17 protein-coding genes are annotated in these 21,037 nt (G+C 50.8%); 5 read left to right on the forward strand and 12 right to left on the reverse strand.

Annotation, left to right across the window (positions count from 1 at the left end; translation table 11 throughout):
• Positions 1-55: 55 nt before the first annotated feature.
• From mglC to folE, 6 genes are all read right to left on the reverse strand, one after another.
• Positions 56-1,066, reverse strand: a complete 1,011-nt coding sequence (mglC, locus tag E1B03_RS17685) for a galactose/methyl galactoside ABC transporter permease MglC (protein ID WP_006683806.1) — start codon at positions 1,064-1,066, stop codon at positions 56-58.
• A gap of 15 nt (positions 1,067-1,081) precedes the next feature.
• Positions 1,082-2,602 carry a galactose/methyl galactoside ABC transporter ATP-binding protein MglA gene (gene mglA, locus E1B03_RS17690; protein ID WP_003027396.1) on the reverse strand — a complete coding sequence of 507 codons (1,521 nt, stop codon included), beginning with the start codon at positions 2,600-2,602 and terminating at the stop codon, positions 1,082-1,084.
• 71 nt (positions 2,603-2,673) lie between these two features.
• The gene (gene mglB / locus E1B03_RS17695) at positions 2,674-3,672 is read right to left on the reverse strand and encodes a galactose/glucose ABC transporter substrate-binding protein MglB (RefSeq protein WP_103770456.1); all 999 of its coding nucleotides are present in this window, start codon (positions 3,670-3,672) and stop codon (positions 2,674-2,676) included.
• Positions 3,673-3,965: 293 nt separating this feature from the next.
• A complete protein-coding gene (gene galS, locus E1B03_RS17700; RefSeq protein ID WP_103770455.1) occupies positions 3,966-4,991 on the reverse strand; it encodes an HTH-type transcriptional regulator GalS in 1,026 nt (341 codons plus the stop codon).
• A gap of 144 nt (positions 4,992-5,135) precedes the next feature.
• Positions 5,136-6,293 carry a DUF418 domain-containing protein YeiB gene (yeiB, locus tag E1B03_RS17705; RefSeq protein WP_103770454.1) on the reverse strand — a complete coding sequence of 386 codons (1,158 nt, stop codon included), beginning with the start codon at positions 6,291-6,293 and terminating at the stop codon, positions 5,136-5,138.
• 14 nt (positions 6,294-6,307) lie between these two features.
• Positions 6,308-6,976, reverse strand: a complete 669-nt coding sequence (gene folE, locus E1B03_RS17710) for a GTP cyclohydrolase I FolE (RefSeq protein ID WP_003027410.1) — start codon at positions 6,974-6,976, stop codon at positions 6,308-6,310.
• A gap of 321 nt (positions 6,977-7,297) precedes the next feature.
• On the opposite strand from folE, the gene fghA reads away from it, so the two are divergent.
• Positions 7,298-8,134, forward strand: a complete 837-nt coding sequence (fghA, locus tag E1B03_RS17715; RefSeq protein WP_103770453.1) for an S-formylglutathione hydrolase — start codon at positions 7,298-7,300, stop codon at positions 8,132-8,134.
• 278 nt (positions 8,135-8,412) lie between these two features.
• A complete protein-coding gene (locus E1B03_RS17720) occupies positions 8,413-10,398 on the forward strand; it encodes a ligand-gated channel protein (RefSeq protein WP_103770452.1) in 1,986 nt (661 codons plus the stop codon).
• A gap of 72 nt (positions 10,399-10,470) precedes the next feature.
• Here the strand turns inward: E1B03_RS17720 and lysP are convergent, their stop codons facing one another.
• Together lysP and yieE are read right to left on the reverse strand one after the other, a co-directional pair.
• Positions 10,471-11,940, reverse strand: coding sequence for a lysine-specific permease (gene lysP / locus E1B03_RS17725; protein ID WP_003027419.1), 1,470 nt, complete (start codon positions 11,938-11,940; stop codon positions 10,471-10,473).
• Between the two features lie 194 nt (positions 11,941-12,134).
• Complete coding sequence (gene yieE / locus E1B03_RS17730; RefSeq protein WP_103770450.1) at positions 12,135-13,016, reverse strand: DNA-binding transcriptional regulator YeiE; 882 nt, start codon at positions 13,014-13,016, stop codon at positions 12,135-12,137.
• A 315-nt stretch (positions 13,017-13,331) separates the two neighbouring features.
• Between yieE and E1B03_RS17735 the strand changes: the two genes are divergently transcribed.
• The 3 genes from E1B03_RS17735 (at position 13,332) to E1B03_RS17745 (ending at position 16,401) form a co-directional block, all read left to right on the forward strand.
• Positions 13,332-14,381, forward strand: coding sequence for a YeiH family protein (locus E1B03_RS17735; protein WP_071444678.1), 1,050 nt, complete (start codon positions 13,332-13,334; stop codon positions 14,379-14,381).
• 71 nt (positions 14,382-14,452) lie between these two features.
• Entirely contained in the window at positions 14,453-15,310 is an 858-nt protein-coding gene (nfo, locus tag E1B03_RS17740) for a deoxyribonuclease IV (RefSeq protein ID WP_103770448.1), read from the forward strand.
• A 2-nt stretch (positions 15,311-15,312) separates the two neighbouring features.
• Positions 15,313-16,401: a sugar kinase gene (locus E1B03_RS17745; protein ID WP_133086677.1), complete on the forward strand. Its 1,089-nt coding sequence runs from the start codon at positions 15,313-15,315 to the stop codon at positions 16,399-16,401.
• A gap of 93 nt (positions 16,402-16,494) precedes the next feature.
• On the opposite strand, the gene E1B03_RS17750 is transcribed toward E1B03_RS17745, so the two are convergent.
• From E1B03_RS17750 to hypT, 4 genes are all read right to left on the reverse strand, one after another.
• Positions 16,495-17,745 (reverse strand): NupC/NupG family nucleoside CNT transporter, encoded by a 1,251-nt coding sequence (locus E1B03_RS17750; protein ID WP_003840095.1) that lies wholly within the window; start codon positions 17,743-17,745, stop codon positions 16,495-16,497.
• 96 nt (positions 17,746-17,841) lie between these two features.
• On the reverse strand, positions 17,842-18,777 hold the full coding sequence (locus E1B03_RS17755; protein WP_043016971.1) for a pseudouridine-5'-phosphate glycosidase: 936 nt from the start codon (positions 18,775-18,777) through the stop codon (positions 17,842-17,844).
• The gene (locus tag E1B03_RS17760) at positions 18,765-19,706 is read right to left on the reverse strand and encodes a pseudouridine kinase (RefSeq protein WP_133086678.1); all 942 of its coding nucleotides are present in this window, start codon (positions 19,704-19,706) and stop codon (positions 18,765-18,767) included. Before E1B03_RS17760 ends, E1B03_RS17755 begins: the two co-directional genes overlap by 13 nt.
• A 302-nt stretch (positions 19,707-20,008) precedes the next feature.
• Positions 20,009-20,920 (reverse strand): hypochlorite stress DNA-binding transcriptional regulator HypT, encoded by a 912-nt coding sequence (hypT, locus tag E1B03_RS17765; protein WP_103770445.1) that lies wholly within the window; start codon positions 20,918-20,920, stop codon positions 20,009-20,011.
• Between the last annotated feature and the right edge of the window lie 117 nt (positions 20,921-21,037).

Below are 21,037 nucleotides of genomic sequence, written 5' to 3' on the forward strand. Positions count from 1 at the left end.
GCTGCCGAAAAAGCCCGGTACAGGTTGCACTGTGCCGGGCTTTTGCATTGTACGATTACTTCTTACGCGCGTACTTCAGTGAGTCCAGCGCTACCGCGAAGATGATGATGCCGCCCTTGATAATGTACTGCCAGTATGGGTTGACGCCGATGTAGGTCAGACCGTAGTTGATGACGGTGAAGATAATCACACCGGTCACCACGCCAAACACGGTCCCTACCCCGCCGCTGAACGACACGCCGCCAACCACGCACGCCGCAATCGCATCCAGTTCATACATAAAGCCGAGGTTGTTGGTCGCCGAGCCGATGCGTCCGGCTTCGAGCAAACCACCGAAGGCATAGAACACGCCAGACAAGGCATAGATAATCAGCAGGTTCAGCGCAACGTTTACCCCGGACACCTTCGCTGCTTCCGGGTTTCCGCCGATGGCGAAAATATTTTTACCGAAGCGAGTCTTGTTCCACAGCACCCACACAAAGGCTACGGCAATCAGCGCGTAGAAGGTGATGTAGGAGAGTCGGAAACTGCCTAGCGCAATAAAGCCCTGCGCAAAGGTTGAGAATCCGCTGTCAAAGCCAGAAATTGGCGATGCGCCGACGAAGTCGTAGTACAGGGAGTTAATCCCGTAAACGATAATCATCGTACCCAGGGTGGTAATAAACGGCGTCACGTTCAGATAAGCGATGATAATGCCGTTCACCAGGCCGATAATGGCACCAATCACGCAGACGATCAGCACCACTACGATGATTGGCATCGTCGCCATCTCCGGGAACACCTTGTTGGCGTTGTCCATCGATTGTAGCAACGTTGCCGCCACGACCGCCGCCAGGCCGACCTGACGCCCGGCAGACAGGTCGGTACCTTGGGTAACAATCAGTCCAGCCACACCCAATGCGATAATAATACGCACCGAGGATTGCGTCAGAATATTACTCAGGTTCAGCAAGCTTAAGAAAGTGGGATCCTGGAAAATAATAATTGCCAGCAATACCAAAAGAACAACGTAAATTCCGCCTTCTTTCAGGTAAGTAAGAAAACTTTTCTTATTTAACGCACTCATGAGGAGCCCCTAATCTTAAAGGTGCAAAGACGCAAGACGGAGGATTTCGTTTTGCGTTGTCGTTTTAGTGTCAACAATTCCGGCAACGAGACCATTGCTCATCACCAGAATACGATCGGTAATACCCAGCAACTCCGGCATTTCAGAGGAAATAATAATAATTCCCTTATCCTTTTTCGCGAGTTCGGCAATCAGCTGATAAATTTCAAATTTCGCACCGACATCAATACCACGCGTAGGTTCATCCAGCATCAGAATTTCTGGCTGCGTTAATAACCAGCGACCAATAACCACCTTTTGCTGATTACCACCGGACAGTGAACCGATTTGTGTACGATGGCCCGGTGTTTTCACCCTCATTGAATCAATTACCCACTGGGTATCGCTCTTCATGCGGGAATTATCCAGCAGGCCGACTTTATTTTTATAGTTTTGGATATTGGAGATTAACGAGTTAAAACCAATGTCCAGATAGGCATAAATCCCGGTTGAGCGGCGTTCTTCCGTGACCAGCGCAAAGCCATGGTTGATAGCTTCATTGGCGCTGTGGTTATTAATTTTTTTGCCGTGTAGCGTAATCGTACCCGATGATTTCTCACGAATACCAAAAAGCGTTTCAACAATATCAGTACGTTTTGCGCCTACCAGACCGGCAATCCCAAGAATTTCCCCTTTGTGTAAATCAAACGAGATATCACGAATCGACGGTTGACGCAGCGAGGTCAGGTTACGCACTTGCAGAATGACTTCACCGGGTTTGTTTTCTTTATCAGGAAAACGTTGGTTCAGTGAACGTCCGACCATCATGGCGATGATTTTATCCATATCCAGCCCTTCCAGCGGCTGGGTCGCAATCCATTGACCATCGCGCAGTACGGTTATTTCATCACACAGCTGGAAGATCTCTTCCATTTTGTGCGAAATATAAACAATACCGCATCCACGCTCTTTCAGCTTACGGATGATGGTGAACAGATGATTAACTTCTTTCTCAGTTAACGATGAAGTTGGCTCATCCATAATGACAATTTTGGCATCATAAGAGAACGCTTTGGCAATTTCTATCATCTGCATTTGCGAAACGGATAAAGTGCCGACACGCGCACGCGGATCGATATCAATATCCAGCTCATCAAATATCGCTTTGGTATCGCGGTACATTTTTTCCTGATCGACAAACATGCCTTTGGTGGGATAGCGTCCCAGCCACATGTTATCCATCACAGAACGTTGTAATACCAGGTTTAATTCCTGGTGTACCATCGAAATACCATTCTCAAGCGCCTCTTTAGCAGAATGAAAATCGATTTCTTTACCCTGAAATAAAATACTACCGGAATCTTTTTGATAGATGCCGAAAAGACATTTCAATAATGTGGATTTGCCCGCACCATTCTCCCCCATTAAGGCGTGAATAGAATGAGGGCGGACTTTTAAATTGACATTATCAAGCGCCTTAACGCCGGGGAAGGACTTGTTGATGCCGGTCATTTCCAACAAGTATTCGCCTGACGACTGAGTATGTGTGCTGACCATAATTATACCTTGTTGGCCTTGCAGAATGCGTTATTAAGGGCGCAATGAAATTGCGCCCACATACGGAGTATTTATTTGTTGGTAAACTCTGACAGATTATCTTTATCGACACCTACGTACGGAACGCGAACAATCTTGTTCTCAATTTTCCAGTTAGTGCCATCTGCCGCACCTTTGCCATCAGCCAGGTTTTTCGCCAGATCGAAGGTGGCTTTTGCCTGATTATTGGCATCGTTCAGCACGGTACCGGCCATTGCGCCAGATTTCACCAGCGCCAGCGCTTCAGGCAGCGCATCCACACCAAATACCGGTACGCTGGTTTTGTTGTGCGCTTTCAGCGCTTCAACTGCGCCCATTGCCATCGCATCGTTGTTGGCGATAACGACTTCGATTTTGTTCGCGTTCGGACCGGACATCCATGCATCCATCTTATCTTTCGCCTGAGCGGTATCCCACATTGCAGTATCTAACTGCAGTTGCTCAGTTTTAATGCCTTTGTCGTTCAGCTCTTTAATCACGTAAGTGGTACGTGCTTCAGCATCCGGGTGCCCCGGTTCGCCTTTCAGCAGAACAAACTGAATTTTGCCGTCTTTGTTCAGGTCCCAGTTCGGGTTTGCGGCCCAGTGTTTGGCGATCAAATCACCCTGAATAATCCCGGACTCTTTAGAGTCAGTACCGACGTAATACGCTTTGTCATAGCTGTCCAGCGCCTTACGAGAAGGTTCTTTATTGAAGAACACGATCGGTACGTTCTGTCCGCGTGCTTTTTCAATGACCGTGCCTGCTGCTGCTGGGTCAACCAGGTTAATAGCCAGTGCTTTAACGCCTTTTGCCAGCAGCACGTCGATCTGATCGTTTTGTTTGGACTGGTCGTTCTGCGAGTCATTCATCAGCAACTGTACATCTGGCGCCGCTTTGGCATCTTTTTCGATAGCCTTACGTACTACAGACATAAAGTTATCGTCATACTTATAGATAGTTACACCAATGCGGGTATCAGCAGCGTGCGCAGCCGCGCCGAATAACATGCTTGCCATTACAGCAGACAGGGTCAACACCTTCTTATTCATGGTATCTCCGGTTTTATTATGCAGGGTAGTACTTGAGATAAATGCTCGGCAGGCAGAACGTTACTGAAGTGTTACTGAACGCCGAAGCTCACTTTTAAAAAATATTTCTTCCGTGTCTGGCAACGCTCCAAAAACAGGCTTTAATTTTCGTTTAAGGCACCTATACCTCGGTGAAAGTGATTATTCACCGTTACATAGTAGTTACAGCGCAACAAACAGTGTCATCATAGCTATCGCATTGTTAATATACTGTGAATTTACTCACATATTGAAAGCGGTTACATCGCGCAACGTTATGAGTTAGTGATCGGTGCCGCATTCTGCCGCAGCGCTACCGAATGACGGCGTACCAGCGTCGGCATAAAGCAGTGTGTCGCCAGCGGATCCAGCGTGCCTGCCGCGCCCTGCAACGCAAGCTCCGTCGCCATTTTTGCCATTGAGGCAATGGGATAGCGCACAGTGGTCAGTTGCGGATCGGTGTAACGCGCGATGGGAATATCATCGAAGCCAATGATAGAAAGGTGTAATGGTATAGCAATGCCATTGTCTTTTAGCGCAGTCAGCGCGCCGGCAGCCATATTATCGTTGTAGGCGAAGACCGCCGTCAGTTGTAAATTGCGTCCCAGCAGTTCCACCATCGCTGACTCTCCGCCCTGCATATCAGGCGAACCGGTGCCGACCCAGCTTTCTGCCGCAACAATCCCCTGCTCATTCAGGGCTGTTAACCACCCTTCTTTACGCATGGCGTCATCTTCAATGCGGTGGCTTGATGCCAGATAACCGATGCGTTGATGGCCATTATTCAGCAGCATTCGGGTCGCCATTTTGGCGCCGCTGATGTTATCCAGGCAGACGCAACGGTGGGCGTAACCCGGCACCAGGCGGTTGATCAGCACCATACCGGGGATCTGATCCATAAATTCGGCCAGCTCCCGATCGCTCAGTGCTTTTGAGTGTACAATCAGTGCGTTACAGCGTTGGCGAATTAACACCTCAATGGCATGACGTTCTTTTTCCGCCTCATGGTAGCTGTTGCCAATCAGGACGTACTTATGATGCTGTTGGGCAACCATATCCACGGCTTTTACCAGCGCGCCAAAAAACGCATCTGATACATCCATAACCACAACGCCAATCGTGTCGCTCACCTGCGTCGCCAGCGCTTGTGCGTTGGCATTAGGTCGATAGCCCAACTGAGTGACTGCCTTCATTACCGCTTCACGCGTATCGGGACTCACCAGCGCACTGTTGTTCAGTACGCGGGAAACGGTCGCGACAGAAACGCCAGACTGTCGAGCCACATCACGGATGGTTACCATATTCACTGCCCTGTTTTAGATTGCGGTTACCCACGGACACCCCAGGCTGGGTATTTTGTCAGCACAATGAAACGTACTGCGTGAGTGAGGTCACAGGAATGAAAGCGCTTACATCCATTTTGTTAATGAATGTGATCCAGATCGTTATCTGGATGTACGCGGTAATGATGTCCCCGCAGCACGCAGGGTTAATTGACGCCATAGCCATTCCACCGGGCCCTGGCGATAAAAACGTAGCCATATGACGGAGAAAAGTAGGTTAACAGCCCAGACAGGGATGACGAAATACAGCAGTTCCAGCCGGTCAAATTTCATAAATAAGCCCGCCTGGTAAAACAGCGTGGTGCAGATTAAGGTTTGTAACAGATAGTTGGTTAACGCCATGCGCCCCACGCAGGCGATAGCAATGACCCATTTTAAGCGGCTAAGCTGCGGCCAGAAACCGAACATCAGCGCGGCATAACCAATCGTCTGCAACGGCGCACCCAGTTCTCGCGGGGCTTGTAACAGGAAAGCGCACCAGCGGTAGGCCCAGTCCAGTTGCCACTGAGCGATGATAGCAGGCAGGTTAATCACCATGCCGATAATAACCAGCAGAACGCCGGTGCGACGGTAATGCTGTAAGCTGTACTGCCCTTTTAGCCAGCCGCTGCGCATTAATGCCGCGCCGAGCAGCATCATCCCCGCCAGTTGCCAACCGTATTGCGCCCCCAGCGCCAGCAAGCTATTGGACATCATATCCACGCGATTGCTGACCGCTTCCAGACCGCCGTTCACTTTCCAGTATTTTTCATACAGCAACGCTGAAGCATCCGGCGTCCAGGCGCGACTGGTCTCACTCCCTGAGATAATCCCCAGCAGCAGCAGTACGCCAACGCCCACCAGATAAAGGAGTACGCCGGTGTTAAATAAGCTTTTAACCGACGGCGCATCCCGGATCAGCCGCCAGCAAATCAGGCCGATTAAGCCATATGCCAGCAGAATATCGCCATCCCAGAAGAGTAAACCGTGAATAAAACCCAACAGCACCAGCAGCGTAAGCCGCGACTGGATCCAACGTTTACCGCGCGGGAGCAACATTTGCAGACCTGCACCGAACAGCAGTGCAAACAGCGTGAGGAATTTAACCTGCGCAAAGAGATCGAGCAGCGCCCAGGTCCAGGCGTCGGATAAGGTGATGTTGCCATACCACGCGGGATTAAGGTATGCCGCCTTTGGCAAGCCAAAGGCGCTAATATTGAGAAGCAGGATACCAAGAATGGCAACGCCACGAATAAAATCCAGCGTGACATTACGCTCCATGGTTCCTGCCCTAATCAGTTGTGATGACGTACTGCGCGCAGGAATTCCTGACGCGTATTCTGGCTGGACTTAAACAATCCGCCAAGAGAAGTGGTCGTAGTCGCACTGGTCGCATCGCGAATGCCGCGCGCTTTCACACAGTAATGTACCGCATCAATCGACACCGCCACATTATTGGTTCCGAGCAATGTTTGCAGCGCGGTGAGAATTTGCTGAGTCAGACGTTCCTGTACCTGCGGACGCTGGGCGAAGAACTGCACAATGCGGTTAATCTTCGACAAGCCAATAACCGAATCTTTCGGGATATACGCCACCGTCGCTTTGCCGTCGATAGTGACAAAGTGGTGTTCGCAGGTGCTGGTCAGCGTGATATCGCGAACCGTGACCATCTCATCGACCTTCATTTTGTTTTCAATGACGGTGATTTTCGGGAAGTTGGCGTAATCGAGGCCGGAGAAAATCTCATCGACATACATTTTCGCAATGCGATGCGGAGTTTCCATCAAACTGTCATCGCTCAAATCGAGATTGAGCAACTGCATAATCTCGGTCATATGGCCCGAGATAAGACGTTTGCGCGTTTCGTTATCCATCTCTTGCACGGGCGGGCGTAGTGGCGTTTCAAGACCACGCGCGACCAGCGCTTCATGAACCAGGGCCGCTTCTTTACTGAGTGATGACATTTCTTCTTCTCCTGCAGGTGGGGCGCCTCTGCCCTGCATGGGGCAAAGTTTTTAGGCTGTGTCACAGCCTGAACATTGTGCGTGAGGCGGCGCACATAATCCAGTATTCACCGCGATAATTATTGAAATTGGTACAGCCTTTCAGCGTAGCGATTTCACTTGTCTTTCAGCCCGGTGATATCGAGTGTTAATGTAAAGTTATATAGATGATGAAGTATGTTTGCTCAATGCGGAAGTGAAAGTTACTCACAGTGCTATGAATAATCTGTATTATGGTGATTTCGCAAACACATTCAGGTTCAACACAACAAGGAGCCACGCATGGAAATGCTTGAAGAGCACCGCTGTTTTGAAGGCTGGCAGCAACGCTGGCGTCACGACTCCACCACGTTAAATTGCGCCATGACCTTCAGTATATTTCTTCCACCACCCCGCGATAACGCCCCGCCTCCGGTGCTGTACTGGCTGTCGGGTCTGACCTGCAATGATGAAAACTTCACCACCAAAGCCGGCGCACAGCGTATCGCGGCTGAGCTGGGCATTGTCCTGGTGATGCCAGACACCAGCCCGCGCGGCGAGCAGGTTGCCAACGATGATGGCTACGATTTAGGCCAGGGCGCAGGATTTTACCTCAATGCCACCCAGCAGCCGTGGGCAACGCATTTTCGCATGTATGACTATCTGCGTGATGAGCTGCCGGCACTGATTCAATCGCATTTTAACGTGAGCGATCGCTGCGCTATCAGCGGGCACTCCATGGGCGGTCACGGCGCATTGATTATGGCGCTGAAAAACCCCGGAAAATACACCAGCATTTCCGCCTTTGCGCCGATCGTCAATCCTTGCCGTGTTCCGTGGGGTGAGAAGGCTTTTGGCGCTTATCTGGGGGAAGATAAATCACGGTGGGCCGAGTGGGACAGCTGCGCGTTAATGTTAGCCAGCAAGCCCGCAGACGCGATTCCGACGCTTATTGATCAGGGAGACAGCGATCAGTTTCTTGCCGATCAGTTGCAGCCCGCAGTGCTGGCCGAAATAGCCCGTCAGACCGCATGGCCAATGACGCTACGTATTCAGCCAGGTTACGATCATAGCTATTACTTTATAGCGTCGTTTATTGAAGATCATCTGCGCTTTCACGCCCAGTATTTGCTGAAGTGATCCCTGAGTGAGGGCGGCAGCCCTCTTCATTCCTCCATCATTTCTTCACTTTTTCTCCTTTTTTCTTTCCCCGCTATCTTATTGATTTAAGTCTTATTTCCTTCCAAAAAACATCAAACACAAATGATTTCTATTATCATTTGTGTTTACAAACATTCATACTTTTGTACAATCCACTCGCTTCTTTACTGAAAAGAGTCCTTAAAAGACAAATACATACAATTGTCATGGCCTTTCACATGACGCGCAGTTTGATTCATTTAAATGGAATGATACAAATGACTATACCTCACGTTAAGGCTGTAGCTGCCGCAGTATGCGTCGCCAGTCTCCCATCACTCGGCCATGCCGCTGAACAGGACACCGTCGTAGTCACCGCTACCGGCTTTGAGCAGAAAATTCAGGATGCCCCCGCTTCGATATCTGTTATTACCAAGCAGCAGATTGAGGACAAAGCCTATCGGGATGTCACCGATGCGCTTAAAGATGTTCCTGGCGTCGTCGTCACCGGAGGCGGCAGCAGCAGCGATATCAGTATTCGCGGTATGGCTTCACAATACACGCTCTTCCTGGTCAACGGTAAACGCATCAGCACCCGCGGCACACGTCCGAATAGCGACAACTCAGGTATTGAGCAAGGTTGGCTCCCGCCGCTGGAATCCATCGAGCGTATCGAGGTGATTCGTGGCCCGATGTCATCTCTGTACGGCTCCGATGCGATGGGCGGCGTCATTAACGTCATCACCAAGAAAGTATCGAATACCAAAGCCTGGACCGGCTCTTTGCACGGCGATGCCACTTTCCAGGAAGACCGAGACTCCGGCGATATTTACCAGACCAACGCCTATGCGTCCGGGCCACTGATTGACGGATTGCTTGGCGCGAAGGTGACTGGCTTATTCTCCCACCGGGCGGAAGATGAAATCGTCAATGGCTACAATGAACAGCGTATGCGTAACGGGGGTTTAACCCTGAACTTTACGCCGGATGATAAAAATGACATCGACTTCGATTACGCACGTGAACTGCAGGATCGCGACAGTACGCCAGGCAAATCCATGGCCGAGGAAAACTGCCGCAACGGAAGCTGTAAGCCCAACAGTAAAAGCGAAAACAAATATGTGCACACGACATATTCAGTAACCCACAGCGGTTATTACGACGACTTCAACTCCACCAGTTATGTTCAGCAGGAAGAGACCGACAACCCAGGTCGCCAGATGAAGTCCTACAATACGATTTTCAATAATCAAAACCAGGTCTTCCTTGGGGCGCACACGCTGACGCTGGGCGGGCAATACCGTTATGAAAAACTGCGCGATAACGGCAACCAGCTGCAAGCGGCTGACGGACTGAACAAACTGACCCGCTGGAGCTGGGCGCTATTTGCTGAAGATGAATGGGCCGTTACTGATACCTTCACGCTGACCGGTGGTCTGCGTATGGATAAAGATGAAAACTACGGCGACAACTGGACGCCGCGCGGCTATGGCGTATGGCATCTGAGCGATCAATGGACCTTAAAAGGTGGCGTTTCTGCAGGCTATCGCGCTCCGGATCTGCGCCAGTCTTCTGCCAGTTGGGGACAGGTCACCGGCGGCGGTCGTCTGAACGGCATCATTGTCGGCAACCCGGACCTGAAGCCGGAGAAAAGCCTCAGCGAAGAGATCGGTTTACTGTGGGATAACGGCAACGACCTCAACGCGGGCGTTACGCTGTTCAATACAGACTTCAAAAATAAAATCACCGAAGTGCGTCGCTGTAACAGCAGTTCCGACCCGGCCTGCACCATCGGCGGCACCCATTATGACTTCGTCAGCGATCGCGTTAACGTCGATAAAGCCAATATGCGCGGCGTAGAATCCACCTTCGGCTGGAAAATAACCTCCGACGTCAATTGGACGGCGAACTACACCTACACGGAATCTGAACAAAAGAGCGGTCAGTTCTCCGGTCAGCCTTTGAACAAAATGCCGAAGCATATGTTCAACACTACGCTGGACTGGCAGGCCACGCAGGATCTCGGTTTCTGGAGCCGTCTGAATCTGCGCGGGAAAACGTCTGAATACCTGAGCCGTACCTCCATGGCACAGGGCACGCCGTCTTATACTCAGGTCGATGTTGGTTTACGCTACTATGCGACCAAGGATCTGTTGATGACCGCCGGCGTGTATAACGTGCTGGATAAACAAATCGATTACGATACCTACGACACCGTGCTTGATGGCCGTCGTTACACGGTTGGCATGACTTACAGCTTCTAAGTTAGGCGCAATAAAAAACCCCGGCACTCATCATGCCGGGGTTTTGTTTTTTCTGCCGTATCTGGTGAAGAATTACTTCTTCACGCGACCCGGGAATTTCATTTCGCTATAGCGAACGAAATGGGTGCCTTTCGTCAGCTTGTAGCCAAACCAGATAATCAGGAACAGCGGGATACCGATATAGGTTGCCATCACGCCACCCCAGTCAATGCTGTCTTTCAGGAACGCTTCATAGTTCTGGCCGAGAGTGATAATCAGGCACAGCACAAAAGCAAAGATTGGACCCAGCGGGAAGAAGCCAGAACGGTACGGCAAATCCTTCACATCGTGACCCTGCAGCACATAACCACGACGGAAGCGATAGTGGCTAATGGCGATCCCCAGCCAGGCAATAAAGCCCGTCATCCCGGAGGTATTCAGCAGCCACAGGTACACGGTCTGGTTGCCAAACATTGAGGTCAGGAAGCACAGCCCCGCCACCACGGTGGTCGCATACAGCGCGTTACGCGGTACGCCGCCACGAGACAGTTTGCCGAAAATACGCGGCGCTTTACCGTCGCATGCAAGGGTGTAAAGCATACGCGTGGAGGCGTACATCCCGGAGTTACCCGCAGACAGAACCGCCGTCAGGATAACCGCGTTCATCACCGCCGCAGCAGACAGCAGACCCGCATGCTGGAATACCAGCGTGAACGGGCTAACGCTGATGTCTTTCACATCGTTGCGCAGCAGGCTCGGATCGGTGTACGGAATAATCAGGCTGATAATCAAAATCGCGAACACATAGAACAGCAGGATTCGCCAGAATACCTGACGTACCGCACGTGGAATGTTCTTTTCAGGATCTTCAGATTCGCCAGCCGCAATACCGATAAGTTCAGTCCCCTGGAAGGAGAAGCCGACGATCATCGCCACGCCAATCATCGCGGCAAAACCACCGGCAAACGGTGCATCACCGGTCGTCCAGTTGCTCCAGCCCACCGGCTGAGCACCTTTGAAGATACCGAAAATCATCATCACGCCAACGACGATGAAGATAATGACGGTGGTAACTTTGATCAGTGAGAACCAGTATTCCGCTTCCCCAAATCCGCGAACGGAAATGTAGTTCAGCAGGAAGATCACCCCGAGGAACAGCGCACTCCAGATCCAGCCCGGCGTGTCCGGGAACCACCAGCTCATCACCAGCTGTGCGGCCACCAGGTCAACGGCAATCGTTACCGCCCAGTTGTACCAGTAGTTCCAGCCCAGCGCGAAGCCAAAGCCTTCTTCTACGTAGTTCTGGCCGTAGGTGGAGAACGAGCCGGAAACCGGCATATAGGCAGCCAGTTCACCGAGGCTGGTCATCAGGAAGTACACCATCAGACCGATCAGAATATAAGAGAACAACGCGCCGCCAGGACCCGCCGCAGAAATAGTTGCACCAGATGCAACGAAAAGACCTGTACCGATGGAGCCTCCAATGGCAATCATCGTCAGGTGACGCGCCTTCAGTTCACGACGTAGCGTGGGCGCTTCTGTGGTTTTAGTTTCGGAAACCATGTGAAAATGCTATCCATCCAAAAAATGAGGCGCGATTGTAGCAGACGAAATGGCATTCTTCCGGCACAAATACGCTGTTATAAGAGACCTTCATGACTGGCCGTGGATTATAAGTAAAGCAGAAAATGGGCGGTGCAAAGCGGTTAAAACGCAACCGCCAGCATATTTAGCGGGACCTTACGACCATCCGTGCCTTAATCTCCCTGCTCTACCTGGTCGCTGTAATGTAAAAAACGCGTAATGGCATTGGAGATATGTTTTTGCCGGTGATGTACGCGCCAGAGGGTGCGAACTAAACGGGGTAGCGGCACGGGAACCTCGCTCAGCGTTCCAGCCTGTAGCTGCTCCGCTATGACCCGACGCGACAAACAGCTGATCCCGAGACCATGACGCACCGCATGCTTAATAGCCTCGGAGTTACCCAACTCCATTGCCATCTGAAATCTTGGCAGATGAGACAGCAGCAGGTAATCCACCAGTTCACGCGTACCCGATCCTCGCTCACGCAGGATCCACGGTGAAGCCGCCAGCTGTTCCAGCGTCACGGGGCCTTTTGTTAGCGGCGAAGACGGGGCGGCAAACACCACCAGTTCATCTTCAAGCCACGGTTCCGAGATGATTTCCGTACTGTGACACGGCCCTTCAATCAGCCCGATGTCTACCCGAAAATCCAGCACTGCATTGATCACGTCCTGGCTGTTGCCGACGCTAAGCTCCAGCGGCAAATCAGGGAAGTCCTGACGGTAGCGGGCGATCATAGCCGGTAAAATGTAGTTACCAATGGTGCTACTGGCATAGACCCGAATAGCGCCATTATCTTCGCGAAAAAGCTGTTCTATTTCGGTCGTTTGCTCAAGTAACGCCAGCGCGCGCGGATAAAGCAAGCGTCCGTGTTCGTTGACCACCAGCCGTTTACCGACACGGTCAAACAACTGCACGCCAAGTTGCCCTTCCAGATCGGTAAGTGCCGCACTCACCGCCGACTGCGACAATGCCAGCATGACAGACGCCTGGGTCGTTGAGCCGCTCTTTAGTACCTCAGCAAACACTTCAAGTTGTCGCAGGGTGATATGCATAGTCATTTTCCACCGGATAACCGTTACTTATACCCTAAATAATTCGAGTTGCAGGAAGGCGGCAAGAGAGAGACAAATTCGTCAGGAACGAATTTGACCAGCCAAAGGCTGGCCTCTGGTGAGGGACATGGATGTCCCTCATTAATCCCCGGGAGCGTACTTAAGTACGTGACTGGGGTGAACGAGCGCAGCCAACGCACATGCAACCTGAAGTATGACGGGTATACCACTTATATAGATTAATTATAAATATATAATCAATTTTATTTTTAAACCACTTCGCCGTACTCTTTTACCCAGATAAAGGAGAAGGATATGACAGAACTCACCTTGCAGACTCATCGTCGTACAGCGTGGCATTTTATTCCGGGGCTTGCCCTGAGTGCAGTTATCACTGGGGTCGCCTTATGGGGTGGATCTATTCCCGCCGTTGCAGGTGCCGGGTTCAGCGCCCTCACCTTAGCAATCTTGTTAGGGATGGTTCTCGGCAACACCGTCTATCCGCACATCTGGAAAAGCTGTGACGGCGGCGTGCTGTTTGCTAAACAACATTTATTACGTCTGGGGATTATCCTCTACGGTTTCCGCCTCACCTTCGCGCAAATTGCTGACGTCGGCGTCAGCGGTATCGTGATTGATGTGTTAACGCTAAGCAGTACCTTTATGATTGCCTGCTTCCTGGGACAGAAAGTATTTGGTCTGGACCGCCACACCAGTTGGCTGATTGGTGCGGGGAGCAGCATTTGTGGTGCCGCAGCCGTATTGGCAACCGAACCGGTAGTGAAAGCGGAAGCCAGTAAGGTTACCGTCGCTGTCGCCACCGTGGTGATCTTCGGTACTATCGCTATCTTCCTGTATCCGGCGATGTATCCGCTGCTGGCCCACTGGTTTAGTCCAGAAACCTACGGCATTTACATTGGCTCCACCATGCATGAAGTGGCACAGGTAGTGGCTGCCGGGCACGCTATTAATCCGGATGCGGAAAACGCCGCGGTTATTGCCAAAATGCTGCGCGTCATGATGCTGGCACCGTTCCTCATCCTCCTGGCCGCTCGCGTTAAACAACTGTCTCCGGCCACGGGCGGTGAGAAGAGCAAAATCACCATTCCATGGTTTGCCATCCTGTTCATTGTGGTCGCGATTTTTAACTCGTTCCACCTGCTGCCGCAGTCGGTAGTGAACATGCTGGTAACGCTGGATACCATTTTGCTGGCAATGGCGATGGCTGCTCTGGGGCTGACCACTCACGTTAGCGCGCTGAAAAAAGCCGGCGCCAAACCGTTACTGATGGCCCTGCTGCTGTTTGTCTGGTTGATTGTCGGTGGTGGTGCGATTAACGTCGCTGTTCACGCCCTGATGGCATAAACGATCACGACTCACCTCCATTAACCCGCTATACTCTCCCTTTTTGTATTTGAGTATGGCGGGTTAAATTTATGAAATATATCGGAGCGCACGTAAGCGCCGCTGGCGGTCTGGCTAACGCCGCTATTCGAGCCGCAGAAATCGAAGCGACCGCATTCGCCCTGTTCACCAAAAATCAGCGCCAGTGGCGTGCCGCGCCGCTGACCACCGAAATCATTGATGATTTCAAATCCGCCTGCGAGAAGTATCACTATACTTCCGCCCAGATCCTGCCTCACGACAGTTACCTGATTAACCTCGGTCACCCGGTCAGCGATGCGCTGGAAAAATCACGCGATGCGTTTCTTGATGAAATGCAACGCTGTGAGCTGCTGGGCTTATCTCTGCTGAACTTTCACCCGGGCAGCCATTTGATGCAGATCCCGGAAGATGAATGTCTGGCACGCATTGCCGAATCCATCAACATTGCCCTCGCTCAGACCCAGGGGGTGACGGCAGTTATCGAAAATACCGCCGGACAGGGCAGCAATCTTGGCTTTAAATTCGAGCACCTTGCCGCCATTATCGACGGCGTCGAAGATAAATCCCGTGTCGGCGTCTGTATTGATACCTGTCATGCCTTCGCGGCCGGATACGATCTGCGTTCCATTGAGGAATGCGAAAAGACGTTTGCGGAGTTTGAACGCATTGTCGGCTTCAAGTATCTACGCGGTATGCACCTGAATGACGCCAAGAGCGCATTTGGCAGTCGCGTTGACCGACACCACAGCCTGGGTGAAGGCAATATTGGTCACGATGCCTTCCGTTGGATCATGCAGGACAATCGTTTTGACGGTATTCCACTGGTACTGGAAACCATTAATCCGGACATTTGGGCAGAAGAGATTGCCTGGCTGAAAGCCCAGCAAACAGAAAAAGCGGTGGCCTAGACATGAACGACAGGGAAAAGCAGATCCTTAAGATCCTGCGTCGCAATCCGTTGATTCAGCAAAATGAAATCGCCGATATTTTGCAAATCAGCCGTTCACGCGTCGCTGCGCATATTATGGATTTGATGCGTAAAGGCATGATCAAAGGTAAAGGTTATATCCTTACCGAACAGGATTATTGCGTGGTTGTTGGGGCAATCAATATGGATATTCGTGGTGTTGCAGACATCCACTATCCTCAGGCTGCCTCTAATCCTGGTAGCATTCACTGCTCGGCAGGCGGCGTGGGACGCAACATCGCCCACAACCTGGCGCTGCTGGGTCGTGACGTCCACTTAATTTCCGCTGTTGGCAGTGATTTCTATGGTGAAACATTGCTGGAACAAACGCGCCAGGCCGGTGTTAACGTTGCAAGTTGCATACGCCTGCATGGGCATAACACCTCAACCTACCTGTCGATCGCTAATCAGCAGGAAGAGACCGTACTGGCAATTAACGATACCCATATCCTGCAACAATTAACGCCGCAACTGCTGAACGGTTCGCGAGATCTGATCCGCCATTCCGGTGTTGTACTGGCAGATTGCAATCTCACCGCCGAAGCGATTGAGTGGGTCTTTACTATTGCTGATGATATTCCGGTATTCATTGACACCGTTTCAGAGTTCAAAGCGGCAAAAATGAAGACCTGGTTTACGCGTATTCATACGTTGAAACCCACGCAAAAAGAGCTGGCGATTCTGTGGGGGCAACCTATCCATTCAGATGCGGATCGCCTACTGGCCGTCAATAGTCTCCATCAACAGGGAGTAAAACGGATCTTTGTCTGCCTGGAAGATGAATCCGTGTTTTGCAGCGAAAAGGACGGAGAACAGTTTTTACTGACGCCTCCCGAGCATACGGTTGTTGACAGTTTTGGCGCCGATGACGCTTTTATGGCGGGATTACTGTACAGCTTTCTGGAAGGGAGCGAATTTCGTGAAAGCGCTCACTTTGCCATGGCCTGCGCGGCGCTATCGCGAGCCAGCATCAGCATCAACAACCCAACGCTCTCGGCAGATAACGCCTTGTATTTACTACAAACAGCTTAAATGTCATGCCGGATGGCGCTACGCTTATCCGGCCTACATGTGACTACCGTCGTAGGACGGATAAGGCGTAGCCGCCATCCGGCAATACTTCGGTTACGCTAAACCGATAAAGAAACCGGCTATGGTGGCGCTCATCAGGTTTGACAACGTTGCTGCTGCCAGCGCCCGCATTCCAAGCTGTGCGATTTCCGGAGCACGCTGTGGTGCTATCGCCGAAAATGCCCCGACCACAACGCCAATCGACCCAAAGTTAGCGAACCCGCACAGTGCAAACGAGATAATCGCAATGGTCTTCACATCCAGCGTCCCGCCGGTTTGCAGATACGGCGAGAAGTTGAGATAGGCGACAAACTCGTTGATTGCCAGCTTCTGACCAATCAGGCTACCTGCCAGCGTCGCATCGCTCCAGTCCACGCCCATAATCCACGCCAGCGGGGCTAATACATAGCCAAAGATCCCTTCCAGAGTCGCGTGACCAAAACCAAACCAACCGCCAATCCCGCCGATAATGCCGTTAATCAGCGCAATAATGGCAACAAATGCCATCACTACCGTCGCCACGCCTGCGGCAATTTTCAGCCCGGTCATCGCCCCGCTCGCCGCTGCTTCAATGATGCTTTTCGGCGGCGTTTCAGTAAATGACAGATTCTCAAAGGTGACGCGAGATTCTTCAGTTGCCGGACTCAGCATACGGGCGAACAAAATACCGCCAGGGATTGCCATCAACGATGCCGCCAACAGATAGTCAATCGGAACGCCCATTCCAGCGTAACCAATCATCATTGAGCCAGCAATCGAGGCCATCCCACTACAGATAGCGGTAAACAGCTCATTGCGATTCAGCCGGTCAATAAACGGTTTCACAATTGCCGGGATCTCGTTTTGTCCGAGGAAAATCGTGGTTACTGCGACAAATGACTCGATCTTACTGATGTTCAGCGCTTTCTGGAAAATACCGCCGAGGATGCGGATCAACAGCCCCATCACGCCAATGTAGTAGAGCAGACTGATCAGTGCGGTGACAAAAATGATAGCCGGGAGCACACGAAAGGCGAAGATAAACCCGGCACCGTCAAACAGCACATCCATTTTTGGCCCAACCAGGGAGCCAAAGATAAATGCGCTTCCCGCATCACTATACGACATCACCTTATGGACGCCGAGCGCAGCCTGTTCAACCAGCCATTTTCCCGGCGGGAAATACAGCATAATGCCGCCGATTGCGATTTGCAGCACCAGCGCAGCGCCGACCGTGCGCAGACTAATACGCTTTTTATTTACTGACAGCAGAAACGCGATGGCCAGTAATACCACCATACCCACAACACTTCTCATTATATCCATAATGAAATTCCCTTCATGCCAGGAAACCCGGCGTTATCGCCAGGTTTTGGTAGGTTTGATATTCGCGGGCGACCGCATTCTGCCCGGAAAATTCTGTCAGGCGAGGCGCTGATACTCCTTCGCAATTTCACAGGCCAGTACCGCGTTGTTGAACACCAGCTGAATATTTGATTTCAGGCTGTCACCACCGGTCAGCTCCGCAACTCGCGCCAGCAGGAACGGCGTACTCTCTTTGCCCACAACCCCCTGCTCTTCCGCTTCTTTTACCGCGCGGTCGATTGCCGCATTAATTTTCTCTTCAGCCATCGCAAACTGTTCTGGGATTGGATTTGCAACAACCAAACCACCGTCGAGACCCGTTTGCCATTTCACCGCCATGGCGCGGGCAATCTCTTTGGCGCTGTCCAGACGGATACTGACCTCAAACGGACTGGTACGGCAGAAAAATGCCGGCAACGCGTTGGTTTGATATCCGATTAACGGCACGCCAAAGGTTTCTAAATATTCGGTCGTTAAACCGAGATCAAGAATAGATTTCGCCCCCGCACAAATTACCGTGACATTGGTATGAGCCAGTTCTTGTAGATCCGCAGAAATATCAAAGGTATGTTCAGCACCACGATGAACACCACCAATGCCTCCCGTTGCAAATACTTTAATTCCAGCCAGTGCGGCAATAATCATGGTTGAGGCAACAGTCGTTGCACCATTTTTTCCTGCCGCGACGACAAACGGTAAATCACGACGACTTACTTTAGTAACGCTATGACCTTCTCTTCCAAGCAACTCAATTTCATCTTTGCTTAAACCCACTTTCATTACCCCACCAATAATGGCAATGGTCGCAGGAACAGCACCGTGCTTACGAATAGTTTCTTCTACTTCGATCGCTGTCTGAGCGTTCTGCGGAAACGGCATACCATGGGAAATAATGGTTGATTCAAGTGCAACAATTGGTTTTTTACTGTTTAGTGCTTCCTGTACTTCTGGAGATATTTGTAATAATTCAGAGGAAAGAGTTAATTCAGACATTCTGTGTTCTCCACTATTGAGCTAACATTCGCAACAGACAAATCAGGGTTATTGGTATATTCACAGGCTAACGCCATTGATGAACAACCCTGAGCAAATCGAACCGAATCAATAAAGGGCATCCCGTCCAGCCAGCAAGAAGCCAGACCAGCCATCATCGCATCGCCAGCCCCGGTAACATTAATGACGTGCGTTTTAATCGGCGGCGACCAACCACGATTCCCCGCAATATCACTGTAATAAACACCGTCACCGCCCATGCTGAGCACCAGCCTATTTAAGCCGCGATCGTGAAACCACGCGGCGACTTTGCCAACGTCATCACGCCCGGAGAGCGCAATACCACTCAGCGTTTCGGCTTCAAGGCGGTTTGGTTTGAGGGTGTGAATTTGTCCCAGACGCTCGCGAATTTTGACGCACTTCCATGCCGACACCGGGTCAACAAACACCGGAACATCCCCGGCATTTTCCAGCACCCATGCCATGGCGTCTTCGCTGATATTGCAATCGGCGACGATCACTTTCGCCTGCCGAATAAAATCATGATGCTGTGATAAAAATGCTGCAGAAATATGTTCAGTAATGCTCATGTCATTAATGGCAACCAACATTTCACCGGTGTTATCAAGTAGCGATAAATAACTGGATGTATTCTCTCCGGGAACGATAAGACACTTATCAACATGTACTCCGGATTGATTGGTTTGCGCCAATAACGATTGCCCATAAAAATCATTACCAACCGCCGTTAGCAACCAGGAATTTTTCCCAAGTAACGCGAGATTATGTGCAATATTGCGGCCTACTCCGCCGGGAGTGAATTTTATCTTCCCTGGGTTAGAATCCGCATAATTTAGAGAAGCATGCGAACACCCGGCAATATCCATATTGGCCGAGCCAATAGTTACTATGTATTCCTTTTCACGCATAGCACGTCCCCTGGCAATTAATTTGCCATAAATGAGTTCGTTAAAAATAATCAACGCCACACAACAAACTATTAGAGCAAATGTTCATTATCAAACATGTGTTCATAGTAAGCGTGTTTTTGATAAAGTAAATCCATCTACAAGATCTAAAATCAATAGATATGAACAGAATCACAATTTTTTATAGATACAGTTTGTCAGGGGGAGAGAAAATGAGAGGTAGTACACAAATTAAGCAGAATGAAAAGCATCACCCCGCCATAACCGGAGATTTTTCAGATGCGCAGGTGAACAGGCGAATATCAGGTAAGCGAAACCAGGTCCTCCGGCATATGGTTGTACAAAATCCGCCAGAAGTGCTCAGCGGTTTTATTCAAACGGGTATCCATGCGGTAAATATAGGCCTGAATGGGCACCATCAGTTCCGGCGTATCCAGACAAATCAGGCGCTTACCGCGCAGTTCGTTCACGATAGTCCACGCCGGTAGCCAGGCGATACCATGCCCATCCAATGCCATATTTTTCAATAGCTCACTCATCGAGGACATAAACAGCGTACGGGCTGAAATACCGCCCACTTCCGCAAGATGACGGTTTACCAATCTTCCCATGTAGGATGTGCTGGTATAATTCAAAATCGGTACCTGCGGCTGATGAATATCAAACAACGCCTTCCCCTGCGCATCCGTTGCACAAACGGGATACAGCTCAGATTCAAAAACCTTCAAACCGCAGAAAGGCGACTGCATTAAATCTTCATCCCGAAAGGAGATAATAAAATCGCTTTTCCCCTCGCGTAGCGTATTCACCGCCTGGACAACATCAATCGCTTCGACGTGCCAGACAAACTCCTCCCCCCAGGCCGCCATTGAGTGCACCAATCTGGGCAACATCGTCAGCGACAAAGAATGGGCTGCCGCTATTTTGATATTGGGTACCCCAAGCAGGTTGTGCCCGCTTAGCTCATCGAGATTGCATTCCAGCTGTTGCAGCAGGCTACGGGTTTGCGAATGGAATAGCTTGCCCTCCTCCGTGAGTTGCAGTGGGGTCGTCGTGCGATCAAAAAGCAGCACACCCACGGCGGATTCGAGCGCTTTGATCCGCCGGCTAAATGCGGGTTGGGATATGTTGCGCTCCTCAGCAGCCTGGGAAAAATGACGACACGCCTCCAGCGTCAAAAAGTCATATAACCATTTTGTCTCAATATTTTTCATAGCTGCCACGCGGATATTTAAATATGCCAATGAGTCTTAAGCATCATGCCTGAATATTTCCACAGATAACATTCATCATCAGCATCTGGTGATTCGTTTTTTGCATCAAGGCTTCGT

It is taken from the genome of Citrobacter arsenatis, assembly GCF_004353845.1.
Classification (GTDB): domain Bacteria; phylum Pseudomonadota; class Gammaproteobacteria; order Enterobacterales; family Enterobacteriaceae; genus Citrobacter; species Citrobacter arsenatis.